This is a genomic window from Pseudomonas sp. TREG-RG-20F-10-E-6-01 (genome assembly GCF_022662455.1).
In the GTDB taxonomy this organism is placed as follows: Bacteria; Pseudomonadota; Gammaproteobacteria; order Pseudomonadales; family Pseudomonadaceae; genus Aquipseudomonas.
Genome location: NZ_JAKNQP010000001.1, coordinates 164672 through 178714, shown reverse-complemented (window position 1 = coordinate 178714; position 14043 = coordinate 164672). Strand labels below are relative to the sequence as shown.

Genomic DNA, 14043 nt, shown 5'->3' with positions numbered 1-14043 from the left:
CAAGCCTAGGGGGATTCGAACGGGCTGTCCACGCGGGCTTTGAACATCCGCTGGCTGGCGTGTACCAGCCAGCAGGCGAGGATAAACGGCGCCGTCAATGCGGGCAGGTGCAGGGCGGCGAAACCGGGCGTGAGCATGACCGCCAGAAGGATGCCGAGCAGCGGCTGCCAGGGGCGGCGGCGCGACTGGCTTAACGCCAGCGCGGCCAGCGCCGGGTTATAGCTGTGCAGGCCGAGGAGGGCGCTGGCGGGTTCGTCCAGCCACAGGGCAATCAACATGCCGGTAGCGGCGCCCGTGAGTGCCCACAGCGCGGCGCGGCGGTTGGCCAGCAACAGGCCAAGCGCAATCAGAGCGCCCGCCAACGGCTGGTCCAGCAACATGATTTGTGCGAGCCCGGTGAAGGGCACGGTGAGCACGTCCAGGGTGTCGGGGTCGGTCAGCGTGAATGTGCTGTCAGGCACTGCGCCGATCAGCAACCAGCCGAGGCCGACAAAGGGCGCGGTGTAGGCGGGCAAGTCACCTGGCGCAGGGGCGTGTTTCAACCATTGCCGCGTGAGCATCGCACTCAGGCCGCCGCACGCCAGGATCAGCGGCGGCAACAAGGCCGACCAGGCGAAGTGCTGGCTGATCAGCAAGCCCAGCAGCACGCCGTTGTAGCTGTAAAGGCCCGCTTGGCGTTCGGCCTTGGGATAACCCCGGCGCTGGGCCGTGAGCAAACCGGCGACGCCACCCAATAATGCGCCGCCGAATAAGGCCGGGGCGCCGATCAGGATGGCCAGCAGGCACAGCAAGCCACACAGTGGCTGGCGTTGCAGGAAGATCTGGCTGAAGCCATTGAGCAGGGCTTCGGCCCAGTCGGGGCAGATTGGGTTGTGCATGGTGGTTTAGTCAGTGAGGCCGAGTCGTCCCCAATCGCAGGCAAGCCAGTTCCCACATTTGAATGCATTACAGATCAAAATGTGGGAGCGGGCTTGCCCGCGATGAGGCACTTACAGACGCTAAATCAACGTCTCGATGCGCAACGAGTTGGTCGACCCCGGCTGCCCGAACGGCACCCCCGCCGTAATCACCAAGGTATCCCCGCGCTGCGCCATGCCTTGCGCCTGAGCAATCTCCAGCGCGGTGGAACACACCTCATCCACCTGGCGCAGTCGATCGTTGACCACCGAATGCACGCCCCACGCCACGCTCAAGCGCCGCGCCGTGGACAGGTTCGGCGTAAGGTTGAGGATCGGCGCCACCGGCCGCTCCCGCGCCGCGCGCAGGCTGGAGCTGCCGGACTCGCTGTAGTTGACCAGCACCGCCACCGGCAGAATGCTGCTGATACGCCGGATCGCGCAGCTGATCGCGTCCGACACCGTGGCGTCCGCCTTGGGCCGGCTGACGTCCAGCTGCGTCTGGTAGTCCGGGCCGTTTTCCACTTGGCGGATGATCTTGCTCATCATCTGCACGGCTTCCAGCGGGTATTCACCCGAAGCGGTTTCCGCCGACAGCATCACCGCGTCTGCGCCTTCGGCCACCGCGTTGGCCACATCCGTCACTTCGGCGCGGGTCGGCGCCGGCGAGAAGCGCATGGATTCGAGCATCTGCGTGGCCACCACCACCGGTTTGCCCAGCTGGCGGCAGGTGCTGATGATGTCTTTCTGGATCTGCGGCACGCTCTCGGCGGGCACTTCCACACCCAGGTCGCCTCTGGCCACCATGATTGCGTCACTCAGCTCAGCGATTTCCTGCAGGCGTTGCACGGCTGAGGGCTTCTCGATCTTGGCCATCAAAAACGCCTTGTCGCCGATCAACTCGCGGGCCTCGCGGATGTCTTCCGGGCGCTGCACGAATGACAGCGCCACCCAGTCCACGCCCAGTTCCAGACCAAAGCTCAGGTCGCGGCGGTCCTTGGCGGTCAGTGGGCTGAGTTCCAGCAAGGCTTGTGGCACATTTACGCCTTTGCGGTCCGACAGTTCGCCGCCATTGAGCACGGTGGTGTCGATGGCATTGGCATGCTTGGTGATCACGCGCAGGCGCAACTTGCCGTCATCGAGCAGCAGGTCCATGCCCGGCTCCAGCGCCGCGATGATTTCCGGGTGGGGCAGGTTGACCCGGCACTGATCGCCCGGCGTTGGGTCCAGGTCCAGGCGCAACGCCTGGCCGCGCACCAGTTGCACCTTGCCCTCGGCAAACGTGCCGACGCGCAGCTTCGGCCCTTGCAGGTCCATCAGGATGCCCAGCGGGTAATTGAGCTGGCGCTCCACCTGGCGGATCCACTGGTAGCGTTGGGCATGATCGGCGTGGTCGCCATGGCTGAAGTTGAGGCGAAAGATATTCACCCCGGCCTCCACCAGCTCGCGGATGTCATCGATGCCGTCGGTGGCCGGGCCGAGGGTGGCGAGGATTTTGACCTTCTTGTCAGGCGTCATGTTTGGCAGTCTCAAGAATCAGGATGGCGCGCAAGTCATTGACATTGGTGCGGGTCGGCTCGGTGATGATCAAACCGTCGAGGGCGGCGAAATAGCCGTAGCCATTGTTGTTGTCCAGCTCGTCGCTGGCCGACAGGCCCAGGGCTTCGGCGCGGGCGTAGCTGGTAGGGGTCATGATCGCGCCGGCGTTGTCTTCCGAACCGTCGATGCCGTCGGTGTCGCCGGCCAGGGCGTACACGCCGGGCAGGCCCTTGAGGCTGTCGGTGAGGCTGAGCAGGAACTCGGCATTGCGCCCACCACGGCCATCGCCGCGCACGGTGACGGTGGTTTCACCGCCGGAGAGGATCACGCACGGTGCCGCCAGCGGCTGGCCGTGCTGCACGATTTGTCGGGCGATACCGGCGTGAACCTTGGCCACGTCCCGCGCTTCGCCTTCGAGGTCGCCGAGGATCAACGGGCTGAAACCGGCCTGGCGCACTTTCACCGCCACGGCTTCCAGCGACTGCTGCGGGCGGGCGATCAGTTGGAAGTGGCTGCGCGCGAGCACCGGGTCGCCGGGCTTGACGGTTTCCGACGCCGGGTTCTGCAGCCAGCTGCGCACCGAGGCGGGCGCGTCGATGCTGTAACGCTTGAGGATTGCCAGGGCTTGCTGCGAGGTGCTTGGGTCGCCGACGGTGGGGCCGGACGCGATGACGGTGGCCTGATCGCCCGGCACGTCGGAGATCGCGTAGGTGTAGACCGTCGCCGGCCAAGCGGCCTTGGCCAGGCGCCCGCCCTTGATCGCCGAGAGGTGCTTGCGCACGCAATTCATCTCGCCAATGGTCGCGCCGGATTTGAGCAGGGCCTTGTTGATGGTCTGCTTGTCGGCCAGGGTGATGCCGTCGGCGGGCAGGGCCAGCAAGGCAGAACCGCCACCGGAGAGCAGGAAGATCACGCGGTCGTCTTCGGTGAGGTTGCCGATCAGTGCCAGTACGCGCTTGGCCACCGCCAGGCCGGCGGCATCGGGCACCGGGTGTGCGGCTTCGACCACTTCGATTTTTTTGCACGGCGCCCCGTGGCCGTAGCGGGTGACCACCAGGCCCGAGACGTCGCCTTGCCAGCATTCCTCGACCACGAGTGCCATGGCCGCCGCGGCTTTGCCGGCGCCGATCACGATCACACGGCCGCTGCGGTCGGCGGGCAGATAAGGTTCAAGCACTTGCCGGGGGTGGGCGGCGTCGATGGCTGTGGCAAACAGCTCGCGAAGCAGGTGTTGCGGATCGACCGACATAAGCGGGCTCCCGGGGATTTTTTGTTATTAGATATGCATCAATTTCAGACTTGGAATGCGATCAACTGTGGGAGCGGGCTTGCTCGCGAATGCGGTCTTTCATTCAACATCCATGCTGACTGACCTACCGCTTTCGCGAGCAAGCCCGCTCCCACATTCGACCGCATTTCAAAGGGGGAACGGTGTTTCTTACTTATCGCGAATCGAAAAATTCGCCATATGCTCCAGGCCCTTGATCAGCGCCGAGTGGTCCCAATTGCCGCCGCCAATCGCCGTGCACGTACTGAACACCTGCTGCGTACCGGCGGTGTTCGGCAGGTTGATGCCCAGCTCCTTGGCACCGGCCAGTGCCAGGTTCAAATCCTTCTGGTGCAGGTTGATGCGGAAACCCGGATCGAAGGTGCCCTTGATCATGCGCTCGCCATGCACTTCCAGAATCTTCGAGGAAGCAAAGCCGCCCATCAGCGCTTCACGCACCTTGGCCGGGTCGGCGCCGTTTTTCGAGGCGAACAGCAGCGCTTCGGCCACCGCCTGGATATTCAGCGCGACGATGATCTGGTTGGCGACCTTGGCGGTCTGGCCATCGCCGTTGCCGCCAACCAGGGTGATGTTCTTGCCCATGCTCTGGAACAGTGGCAAAGCGCGTTCGAAGGTCTGCGGCTCGCCACCGACCATGATGCTCAAGGTGCCGGCCTTGGCGCCAACTTCGCCACCGGACACCGGCGCGTCGAGGTACTGCGCGCCGGTTTCGTTGATCTTCGCCGCGAACGCCTTGGTGGCGGTGGGGGAGATCGAACTCATGTCGATCACTACTTTGTTCGGCGACAGGCCGGCCGCAACGCCATCCTTGCGGAACAGCACGTCATCGACCTGCGGGGTGTCGGGCACCATGACGATAATGAACTCGGCTTCCTGCGCCACTTGCTGGGGGTTGGCCAGGGCCACGGCGCCGGCGTCGATCAGGGCTTGCGGAGCCTTGCCGTGGTGTTCGGAGAGGAACAGTTGGTGACCTGCTTTCTGCAGGTTCGCAGCCATGGGTTCGCCCATGATGCCGGTGCCGATAAATCCGATTTTAGCCATGATCAAAATCCTCTTTTTATTAGATGGGCAGGCCTGTCTCGGGCCTGCCAAACACCGAAGATCTACTGTGGGAGCTGGCTTGCCGGCGATAGCGGCCTGTCAGTTGATAAATAGTTGGCTGATACACCGCCATCGCAGGCAAGCCAGCTCCCACCTTGTTCTGTGGTGTGTCTGTTAGATGGCGTTGTGGGTTTTGAGCCAACCCAATCCCGCCTCAGTGGTGGTCAACGGCTTGTACTCACAGCCGACCCAACCCGCATAACCAATGCGATCCAGATGCTCGAACAGGAAGCGATAGTTGATCTCCCCGGTTCCCGGCTCGTTGCGCCCCGGGTTGTCCGCCAGCTGGATGTGGTTGATCTCACCCAGGTGCGCGGCCATGGTCCGGGCCAGGTCACCTTCCATGATTTGCATGTGATAGATGTCGTATTGCAGGAACAGGTTGGCGCTGCCCACCTGCTCGCGAATCGACAGGGCCTGCGCGGTGTTGTTGAGGTAGAAGCCCGGGATGTCACGGGTGTTGATCATCTCCATGACCAGCTTGATGCCCGCGGCTTGCAGCTTGTCGGCGGCGTACTTGAGGTTGGCGACAAAGGTTTTTTCCACGGTTTGGTCGTCAACGCCTTGCGGCCGGATGCCGGCCAGGCAGTTGATCTGGGTATTGCCCAGCACCTGGGCGTAGGCGATGGCCAGCTTGACCCCGGCGCGGAATTCCTCGACCCGGTCCGGGTGGCACGCCACGCCGCGCTCGCCCTTGGCCCAGTCCCCGGCCGGCAAGTTGAACAGCACTTGGGTCAGGCCGTTGGCGTCCAGTTGCGCCTTGATCTCGGCGGAGCTGAACTCGTACGGGAACAGGTACTCGACCCCCTGGAAGCCGGCATCGGCAGCCGCTTTGAAGCGGGCGAGAAAATCCTGCTCGGTAAACAGCATGGACAGGTTGGCGGCAAAACGCGGCATAGGGTTCTCCTTAATCGAGCAGGGAAATGGCAGTCGGTGCATCGTTGCCGACCAGGGCCAGATCTTCGAATTCGTTGACGGCGTTGATCTCGGTGCCCATGGAAATATTGGTCACGCGCTCCAGAATAATCTCAACAATCACCGGAACCTTGAATTCTTCGATCATTTCCTTGGCCTTGCGCAGCGCTGGGGCGATCTGGCCCGGTTCGAACACACGCAGCGCCTTGCACCCCAGACCTTCGGCGACGGCCACGTGATCGACGCCATAACCATTGAGTTCCGGGGCATTGAGGTTGTCGAAGGACAACTGCACGCAGTAGTCCATTTCAAACCCGCGCTGGGCCTGGCGAATCAACCCCAGGTAGGAGTTGTTCACCACCACGTGGATGTACGGCAGCTTGAACTGCGCGCCCACGGCCAGTTCTTCGATCATGAACTGGAAGTCATAGTCGCCCGACAGCGCCACCACTTTGCGGCTCGGGTCAGCCTTGACCACACCGAGCGCGGCCGGAATGGTCCAGCCCAAGGGACCGGCCTGGCCGCAGTTGATCCAGTGACGAGGCTTGTAGACGTGCAGGAATTGCGCGCCGGCAATCTGCGACAGGCCGATGGTGCTGACGTAGCAGGTGTCTTTGCCGAACACCTGGTTCATCTCTTCGTACACGCGTTGCGGCTTGACCGGCACGTTGTCGAAGTGGGTCTTGCGGTGCAGGGTGGCCTTGCGCTCCTGGCAGTCGTGCAGCCAGGCGCTGCGGTCCTTGAGTTTGCCGGCGGCTTTCCACTCGCGGGCCACTTCAATGAACATCGTCAGGGCGGAGCCGGCATCGGAAACGATGCCCAGGTCCGGGGTGAACACGCGGCCAATCTGCGTCGGCTCGATGTCGACGTGGATGAATTTGCGCCCCTCGGTGTACACCTCCACCGAACCGGTGTGGCGGTTGGCCCAGCGGTTGCCGATGCCCAGCACCACGTCCGATTTGAGCATTGTCGCGTTGCCATAACGGTGCGAGGTTTGCAGGCCGACCATGCCGACCATCTGCGGGTGATCGTCCGGGATCGTGCCCCAGCCCATCAAGGTTGGGATTACTGGAATACCGGTCAATTCGGCGAACTCCACCAGCAATTCGCTGGCGTCGGCGTTGATCACGCCGCCACCGCTGACCAGCAATGGGCGTTCGGCCTGGTCCAGCAGCGCCAAGGCTTTTTCGACCTGGATGCGCGTGGCCAATGGTTTGGCCAGGGGCAGCGGCTGGTAGGCGTCGATGTCGAACTCGATCTCGGCCATCTGCACGTCGAATGGCAGGTCAATCAGCACCGGGCCTGGGCGGCCGGAGCGCATTTCATAGAAGGCTTTCTGGAACGCGTAAGGCACCTGGCCGGGTTCCAGGACGGTGGTTGCCCACTTGGTCACCGGCTTGACGATGCTGGTGATGTCGACGGCCTGGAAATCCTCTTTGTGCATGCGTGCACGCGGGGCTTGGCCGGTGATGCACAGAATCGGGATCGAGTCGGCCGAGGCGCTGTACAGGCCGGTGACCATGTCGGTGCCCGCCGGGCCCGAGGTACCGATGCACACGCCGATATTGCCGGCCTTGGTGCGGGTGTAGCCCTCGGCCATGTGCGAGGCGCCTTCAACGTGGCGAGCAAGGACGTGATCGATGCCACCGACCTTCTGCAAGGCCGAATACAGCGGGTTGATGGCGGCGCCTGGAATGCCGAAGGCGGTGTCTACGCCTTCACGGCGCATCACCAGGACGGCGGCTTCGATTGCTCTCATTTTGCTCATGGTTTTGGTGCCTCTTGCGTTTTGTAATTGTATACAAGTGGTTTCTGATCGAAGTGTATTCACGGCGAGCGGGGCAGGTCAATGCATTTTATAAACTGGCCTTTACGCGGGTCTGGATCGCTTTTTTCGACGTATGGAGCCTTTGTGCGCAAATATTGTATACAAAAAATAATTTCATTGTGTTCTATTTGTTTGATCGAGCTTCTCATGAAACAGATTTCAACCTTTTCCCAATAACAAAAGAAGGACGGCACCTATGAGCGCTTTAACCTTGAAACTCGCCACCCAACTGGCCAGCCAGGCCCTCACCGCAGGCCGCACCATTTGCGCCGCGCCGCTGACCATTGCGGTGCTCGACAGCGGCGGCCACTTGGTCACCCTGCAACGCGAAGACGGCGCCAGCCTGCTGCGCCCGCAAATCGCCATCGGCAAGGCCTGGGGCGCGATTGCACTGGGCAAGGGCTCGCGTTTGCTGGCGTTGGATGCGCAGCAGCGCCCGGCATTTATCGCGGCGTTGAACAGCCTCGGGCAGGGCAGCGTGGTGCCGGCGCCGGGCGGCGTGTTGATTCGGGATCAGGCAGGGGCGGTGCTGGGGGCGATCGGGATCAGTGGGGATACGTCGGATATTGATGAGCAGTGCGCGATTACGGCGATTGAGGGCGTGGGGTTGTTGGCGGATGCGGGGGTGTCTGCTTGATTTGAGGTGACTGGGCTGGCCCCTTCGCGAGCAAGCCCGCTCCCACAGTTTTGACCGTGTTCACAGATCAAATGTGGGAGCGGGCTTGCCCGCGATGGCGGCGACTCGATCCCGGCTCTATACCCAAACCGCATCCCACAGCGGATAGTCGCCAATCCGTTTCACCAAACCGGCCCGCAGAGGGTTGGCGACAACATACCTGGCCATTTTCACCAGGTCGTCTTCCTTGCGCAGCGCACGATCATGAAAGCTGGTCTGCCACAGTCGCCCCTTGCGGCCCGTGGCACCGTTCACAGTCCGAGTGCTTTTGGATTTCACCTGGCACAGCAGGTCCCCCAGCGAGCCTTTCTTCAGTTCGATCAGCCAGTGAAAGTGGTCAGGCATCACCACCCAGGCCAGGGAGTTAGCCAGCCCTTGGTACTGGGCCAATCTGAACTGCCAAACCACCAGGCGACCTAGGTGAAAGTCGCTGAATATCGGTATGCGTTCGTGGGTGTTGGTGGTGATCAGGTAGGTGCGATTTGATTCGCTGAACCGGCCGATGCGCAGGCGGTGTGAGGTCGCGTGATCAGGCATTCCATGGCCTCTCTTCAGATGGTGTTCTGAGAGGCTAGATCCTGGTGATGGATGCTGATCGACAGGCTGTTGGCAGGATGTGTCTGGGAGGGCGCTTTCGCGAGCAAGCCCGCTCCCACATAGGCTCTGCGGCGTTCATACACTGTGTGTCTAGCGCAAAACCCGTGTGGGAGCGGGCTTGCTCGCGAATGGCACAGGCGCCGCGGTCCCTCAGTCCGGCTCACACCCCTTAAGCACCAATCGAATAATCGTCTGCGCCGCCGCTTCATAATCGGCCTCATCCAGCTTGGCCTTGCCGGTCACGGCCGATATCTGCCAATCAAAGTCGGCATAGGTCTGCGTCGCCGCCCAGATGCTGAACATCAGGTGATGGGGGTCAATGGCGGCGATCAGGCCGCGATCCACCCAGCTCTGGATGCAGTCGATGTTGTGCTTGGCCTGGGCGTTCAGTTGCTCGACCTGCTGGCTGCTCAGGTGCGGTGCGCCGTGCATGATTTCGCTGGCGAATACCTTGGAGGCGAACGGCAGGTCGCGGGAGATGCGGATCTTGGAGCGGATGTAATTGCTCAGCACCACCGCGGGCTCGCCGTCTGGATTGAACGGCGTGGACGCCGCCAGGATCGGCTCGATAATGCTTTCGAGCACCTCGCGGTAGAGGTTGTCCTTGGACTTGAAGTAGTAATAGACGTTGGGCTTGGGCAGCCCGGCCTTGGCGGCGATGTCGCTGGTTTTGGTCGCGGCGAAGCCCTTGTCGGCAAACTCCTCGCTGGCCGCCCGCAGGATCATTTCTTTATTGCGCTCGCGAATGGTGCTCATAAACCAGGATTTTCCTTGCCAGGACAGGCGGTCGAGCATGGTAGCACCGGCTTGACGCAGCGCTCAAGAATGCCGGCGCAGCCCTTGTACGGCGGGCGTTGCAGCTGACTTTATCTGTCTTGATGCTGAACGTATTCACGGTAGTACAGGCACAGGCTGGCCGCGCTGCTAGAGTTCAGAGCAAGGACGCGGCTATCTGGGCCGGCGTTCAGTCCTGTAGTCGGCGTTCGAGTGAGAAACCGTGGAGAAAAGCAGACGACGTACGTTCGCCTGGGTGGTTGGCGCGTTATTGGTGGTGGCGCTGTTGATTGGCCTGGGCATGCATTTGTTTGGCGGCGCCCATAAAGGCAAGCCCGTGTCCCCCGGCGAACCGGTAGCAGCAGTGCCGGTGGCCTTGCAGGATGTGCCGGTGTACATCGACGCCCTCGGCACCGTCACACCCACCCGCAGTGTCACGGTGGTGACCCAGGTCGATGGCATCCTCAGCAGCGTGGAATTCAAGGAAGGCCAGCACGTCAGCAAAGGCCAGGTCATCGCCCGTATCGACGACCGCGCGCTCAAGGCTCAACTGGCCGTGGCCAAGGGCACCCTGGCGCATGACCAGGCGGTGTTGAGCAATGCCCAGCGCGACCTGGCCCGTTACCGCGACCTGGTCAAAGCCGGCTCCACCAGCCAGCAAACCCTCGATACCCAGGCCTCGCTGGTGCAGCAACAACAAGGCACTGTGGCCGCCGACCAAGGCAACGTACAAAACCTCGACGTGCAATTGAGCTACTGCACCATCACCTCGCCGGTGGATGGCGTGGTCGGTCTGCGCCTGGTCGATCCCGGCAACTACGTGACCACCGCCAGCACTACCGGCATCGTGGTCATCACCCAGATGAACCCGGCCACCGTGGTGTTCGCCGTGCCCGAAGATGACCTGGGCGCCATCAACCAGGCTCTGGCGCGCGGCAGCGTCACGGTGCTGGCCTACGACCGCAACAAGCAATCGTTGCTCGCCACCGGCAGCCTGCTGGCGCTGGATAACCAGGTGGACACCAGCACCGGCACGATCAAGGTCAAGGCGCAGTTCGATGACTCGGGCAATGCGCTGTTTCCCAATCAGTTTGTCAACGCCCGGCTCAAGGCCGACACCTTGAGCCAGATCGCCGTGGTCCCGACCCGTGCGATCCAGCACGGCAGCAAGGGCGACTTCGTGTTTGTGGTCAACGGCAACAAGGCCAGCCTGCGCACGATCAAGACCGGCCCGTCCACCGGCGATGTCTCGGCGGTGCTCGACAATGGCGTCAAGGCCGGTGAGCAGGTGATCACCGAAGGCGCCGACAAGCTCGACGACGGCTCGGCGGTGAAGGTCGTCGCCCAGTGAGGAGCCGCCGAGCATGAATATTTCGCGGCCCTTTATCGAACGCCCGGTGGCCACCACGCTGATGATGGTCGCGGTGTTGCTGCTCGGCCTGTTGGGTTACCACTTGCTGTCGGTGTCGGCGCTGCCGGAGGTGGATTACCCGACCATCCAGGTGTTCACCCAATACCCCGGTGCCAGCCCGGACGTGGTCAGCTCGTCGATTACCGCGCCGCTGGAGCGCCAGCTCGGCGAAATGCCGGGGCTCAAGTCGATGAACTCGACCAGCTCGGACGGCGCCTCGGTGGTGACCCTGCAATTCGATTTGTCGCTGTCGCTGGACGTGGCCGAACAGGAAGTGCAGGCGGCGATCAACGCGGCGGGCACCTTCCTGCCGGCCAACCTGCCGTACCCGCCGGTGTACAGCAAGGTCAACCCGGCGGATGCGCCGGTGCTGACCCTGTCGTTGACCTCCGACGTGTTGCCGCTGACCAAGGTCGAAGACCTGGCCGACACGCGCCTGGCACAGAAAATCTCGCAGATCACCGGCGTCGGCCTGGTCACCATCAGTGGCGGCCAGCGCCCGGCGGTGCGGGTCGAGGCCAACACCTCGGCGCTGAACAGCCTCGGCCTGTCCCTGGATGACCTGCGCACCTCGCTCGGTACGGCCAACGTCAACCAGGCCAAGGGCAATATCGATGGCAAGTTCCAGGCCTATTCCATTGGCGCCAACGACCAACTGCAGTCGGCCGAGGAATACCGCGACCTGGTGATTGCCTACAAAAATGGCGCGCCGATTCGCCTGTCGCAGATCGCCAGTTCCACCCAGGGCGCGGAAAACCCCCGCCAGGCGGCGTGGACCAATGACACGCCGTCTATCGTGCTGAATATCCAGCGCCAGCCCGGCGCCAACGTGATCGAAGTGGTCGACCGCGTGCAGCAATTGCTGCCCAAATTACGCGCCAGCCTGCCGGGCACCTTGAAGGTCGCGGTGCTCACCGACCGCACCCAGACCATCCGCGCTTCGGTCACCGATGTGCAGTACGAGCTGGGGCTCGCGATTTTGCTGGTGGTGATCGTGATCTTCATCTTCCTGCGCAATATCCCGGCCACGATCATTCCGGCCGTGACCATCCCGCTGACGCTGATCGGTACCCTGGCGGTGGCCTACGCGCTGGGCTTTTCCCTGAACAACCTGACGTTGATGGCATTGACTATCGCCATCGGTTTTGTGGTCGATGACGCCATCGTCATGATCGAAAACATCACGCGCTACCTGGAGGCCGGCGACACGCCGTTGCAAGCGGCGCTCAAGGGCGCGGAGCAGATCGGTTTTACCATTATCTCGCTGTCCATCGCGCTGATTGCGGTGATGATCCCGCTGCTGTTCATGGGCGATGTGGTCGGGCGGTTGTTCCGCGAATTCGCCATGACCGTGGCGGTGACCATCGTGATTTCGGCGGTGATTTCACTGACGCTGACGCCAATGATGTGCGCGCGCATGCTCAAGTCCAAGCATGAAGAGCGCCGCCCGGACTTCTTCGACCGCATCAACAACCACTACGTACGCGGCCTGGATTGGGTGTTGGCGCACCGCACCTTGACCCTGATCTCGGTGGTGCTCACCGCCGCGCTGACCCTGTTCACCTTGGTGATCATGCCCAAGGGCTTTTTTCCCGATCAGGACACCGGCCTGATCCAGGGCATTTCCCAGGCCTCGCCGACCATCTCGTTCCAGCAGATGCAGGTTGAACAGCAACGCCTGGCCGCACGTATCCTCAAGGACCCGGCGGTGCAAAGCCTGTCGTCGTTCGTTGGTATCGACCAGACCAACCCGACCATCAACCAGGGCAACTTGCTGATCAACCTCAAACCGCGTGGCGAGCGAGACAGCGCCACCGAAGTGATCCGCCGCCTGGCCGATGCGAATGCCGACGACGCCGGCATCCGCCTGTACCTGCACTCGGTGCAGGACCTGACCCTGGACGCCACGGTGTCCACCACCAGTTACCGCCTGGGCCTGCAAGCCACCGACCCGGATGAGCTGGAGCAGTGGACCACCAAGTTGCTGGCCGCGATCAAGCAAGACCCGATGTTCACCGACGTGCAAAGCCAGGCCATGCAGTTTGGCAACCAGATCAAGCTGACCTTCGACCGCGCCACCGCCTCGCGCCTGGGGATTACCCCGCAGGCCATCGACGATGTGCTCTACGACGCGTTTGGCCAGCGCCAGGTCTCAACCATTTACACCCAGCTCAACCAGTACCACGTGGTGATCGCCACCGACCACCCGCCGCGCAATTTGCCGGACTTGCTCACCGGTTTGTACGTGGACATTCCCGGCGGTGGCGTGGCGCCGCTGTCGAGCATGGCGACCCTGGAGGTGGTGCGCTCGCCGGTCACCATCAACCGCCTGGGGCAGTTTCCCTATGCGGATGTGTCGTTCAACCTCGCGCCCGGCCAGACGCTGGGCGCGGCGGTGACGCGGCTGCAGGACATTGAAGCCAAGGTTGGCCTGCCATTGTCGGTGCAAGCCAATCTTGAAGGTGCGGCGGCGACGTTCCAGGCATCGCTGTCCAACCAGGTGTTTCTGGTGTTGGCGGCCATCGTGGTGGTGTACCTGATGCTGGGCATTCTGTACGAGAGCTTCGTGCACCCGGTGACCATCCTGTCGACCCTGTTGTCGGCGGCCCTCGGCGCGTTGCTGGCGTTGCTGGTGACGGGCACGCAGTTCGACATCATCGGCCTGATCGGCATTGTGTTGCTGATCGGCATCGTCATGAAAAACGGCATCATGATGGTCGACTTCGCGCTGGAGCTTCTGCGCGAGGGCGGCTTGAGCCCGGTGGAAGCGATTCGCCAGGCGGCGGAGCTGCGCTTTCGGCCGATCCTGATGACCAGCATGGCCTCGCTGTTCGGCGCGGTGCCGTTGGCGCTGGGCACCGGCATCGGCTCGGAGCTGCGCCACCCGCTGGGCATCGCGATTATCGGCGGGCTGTTGCTCAGCCAGTTGCTCACGCTGTTTTCCACGCCGGTGATCTTCCTCGCCATGCACGGCCTTGGGCAGCGTTTCAGCCGTCGCCCGGTGGCGCTGGAATGATG

Annotated in this window: 11 protein-coding genes; 3 read left to right on the top strand and 8 right to left on the bottom strand. The window is 62.7% G+C overall.

Annotated features, from left to right (window positions below):
* Positions 1-5 precede the first annotated feature (5 nt).
* The 6 genes from L8K08_RS00860 to gcl form a co-directional block, all read right to left on the bottom strand.
* Positions 6-878: an urea transporter gene (locus L8K08_RS00860; RefSeq protein WP_242193721.1), complete on the bottom strand. Its 873-nt coding sequence runs from the start codon at positions 876-878 to the stop codon at positions 6-8.
* A 120-nt stretch (positions 879-998) separates the two neighbouring features.
* Positions 999-2414: a pyruvate kinase gene (gene pyk, locus L8K08_RS00855; RefSeq protein WP_078741563.1), complete on the bottom strand. Its 1416-nt coding sequence runs from the start codon at positions 2412-2414 to the stop codon at positions 999-1001.
* A complete protein-coding gene (locus L8K08_RS00850) occupies positions 2404-3684 on the bottom strand; it encodes a glycerate kinase (protein WP_242193719.1) in 1281 nt (426 codons plus the stop codon). Before L8K08_RS00850 ends, pyk begins: the two co-directional genes overlap by 11 nt.
* 189 nt (positions 3685-3873) lie before the next feature.
* Positions 3874-4764, bottom strand: coding sequence for a 2-hydroxy-3-oxopropionate reductase (locus L8K08_RS00845; protein ID WP_145165023.1), 891 nt, complete (start codon positions 4762-4764; stop codon positions 3874-3876).
* A gap of 174 nt (positions 4765-4938) precedes the next feature.
* A complete protein-coding gene (gene hyi, locus L8K08_RS00840; RefSeq protein ID WP_242193717.1) occupies positions 4939-5721 on the bottom strand; it encodes a hydroxypyruvate isomerase in 783 nt (260 codons plus the stop codon).
* Positions 5722-5731: 10 nt separating this feature from the next.
* On the bottom strand, positions 5732-7507 hold the full coding sequence (gcl, locus tag L8K08_RS00835; protein ID WP_145165019.1) for a glyoxylate carboligase: 1776 nt from the start codon (positions 7505-7507) through the stop codon (positions 5732-5734).
* A gap of 256 nt (positions 7508-7763) precedes the next feature.
* On the opposite strand from gcl, the gene L8K08_RS00830 reads away from it, so the two are divergent.
* Positions 7764-8204, top strand: a complete 441-nt coding sequence (locus L8K08_RS00830) for a heme-binding protein (RefSeq protein ID WP_106576758.1) — start codon at positions 7764-7766, stop codon at positions 8202-8204.
* Between the two features lie 117 nt (positions 8205-8321).
* Here L8K08_RS00830 and L8K08_RS00825 read toward each other — a convergent pair whose 3' ends face one another.
* Together L8K08_RS00825 and L8K08_RS00820 are read right to left on the bottom strand one after the other, a co-directional pair.
* Positions 8322-8780, bottom strand: a complete 459-nt coding sequence (locus tag L8K08_RS00825) for a transposase (protein ID WP_242193714.1) — start codon at positions 8778-8780, stop codon at positions 8322-8324.
* 210 nt (positions 8781-8990) lie between these two features.
* Positions 8991-9596 carry a TetR/AcrR family transcriptional regulator gene (locus L8K08_RS00820; RefSeq protein ID WP_145165015.1) on the bottom strand — a complete coding sequence of 202 codons (606 nt, stop codon included), beginning with the start codon at positions 9594-9596 and terminating at the stop codon, positions 8991-8993.
* Positions 9597-9837: 241 nt separating this feature from the next.
* Here L8K08_RS00820 and L8K08_RS00815 point away from each other — a divergent pair, with 241 nt between their 5' ends.
* Positions 9838-10965 (top strand): efflux RND transporter periplasmic adaptor subunit, encoded by a 1128-nt coding sequence (locus L8K08_RS00815; protein WP_145165013.1) that lies wholly within the window; start codon positions 9838-9840, stop codon positions 10963-10965.
* Positions 10966-10978: 13 nt separating this feature from the next.
* Positions 10979-14041, top strand: a complete 3063-nt coding sequence (locus tag L8K08_RS00810; RefSeq protein WP_145165011.1) for an efflux RND transporter permease subunit — start codon at positions 10979-10981, stop codon at positions 14039-14041.
* The last annotated feature ends 2 nt before the right edge of the window (positions 14042-14043 follow it).

Excerpts from the sequence above, each read along its gene's own strand:
- L8K08_RS00860 (WP_242193721.1), bottom strand. The coding sequence starts at position 878 with ATGCACAACCCAATCTGCCCCGACTGGGCCGAAGCCCTGCTCAATGGC.
- pyk (WP_078741563.1), bottom strand. The coding sequence starts at position 2,414 with ATGACGCCTGACAAGAAGGTCAAAATCCTCGCCACCCTCGGCCCGGCC.
- L8K08_RS00810 (WP_145165011.1), top strand. The coding sequence starts at position 10,979 with ATGAATATTTCGCGGCCCTTTATCGAACGCCCGGTGGCCACCACGCTG.
- L8K08_RS00830 (WP_106576758.1), top strand. The coding sequence starts at position 7,764 with ATGAGCGCTTTAACCTTGAAACTCGCCACCCAACTGGCCAGCCAGGCC.
- L8K08_RS00820 (WP_145165015.1), bottom strand. The coding sequence starts at position 9,596 with ATGAGCACCATTCGCGAGCGCAATAAAGAAATGATCCTGCGGGCGGCC.
- L8K08_RS00845 (WP_145165023.1), bottom strand. The coding sequence starts at position 4,764 with ATGGCTAAAATCGGATTTATCGGCACCGGCATCATGGGCGAACCCATG.
- hyi (WP_242193717.1), bottom strand. The coding sequence starts at position 5,721 with ATGCCGCGTTTTGCCGCCAACCTGTCCATGCTGTTTACCGAGCAGGAT.
- L8K08_RS00825 (WP_242193714.1), bottom strand. The coding sequence starts at position 8,780 with ATGCCTGATCACGCGACCTCACACCGCCTGCGCATCGGCCGGTTCAGC.
- L8K08_RS00850 (WP_242193719.1), bottom strand. The coding sequence starts at position 3,684 with ATGTCGGTCGATCCGCAACACCTGCTTCGCGAGCTGTTTGCCACAGCC.
- gcl (WP_145165019.1), bottom strand. The coding sequence starts at position 7,507 with ATGAGCAAAATGAGAGCAATCGAAGCCGCCGTCCTGGTGATGCGCCGT.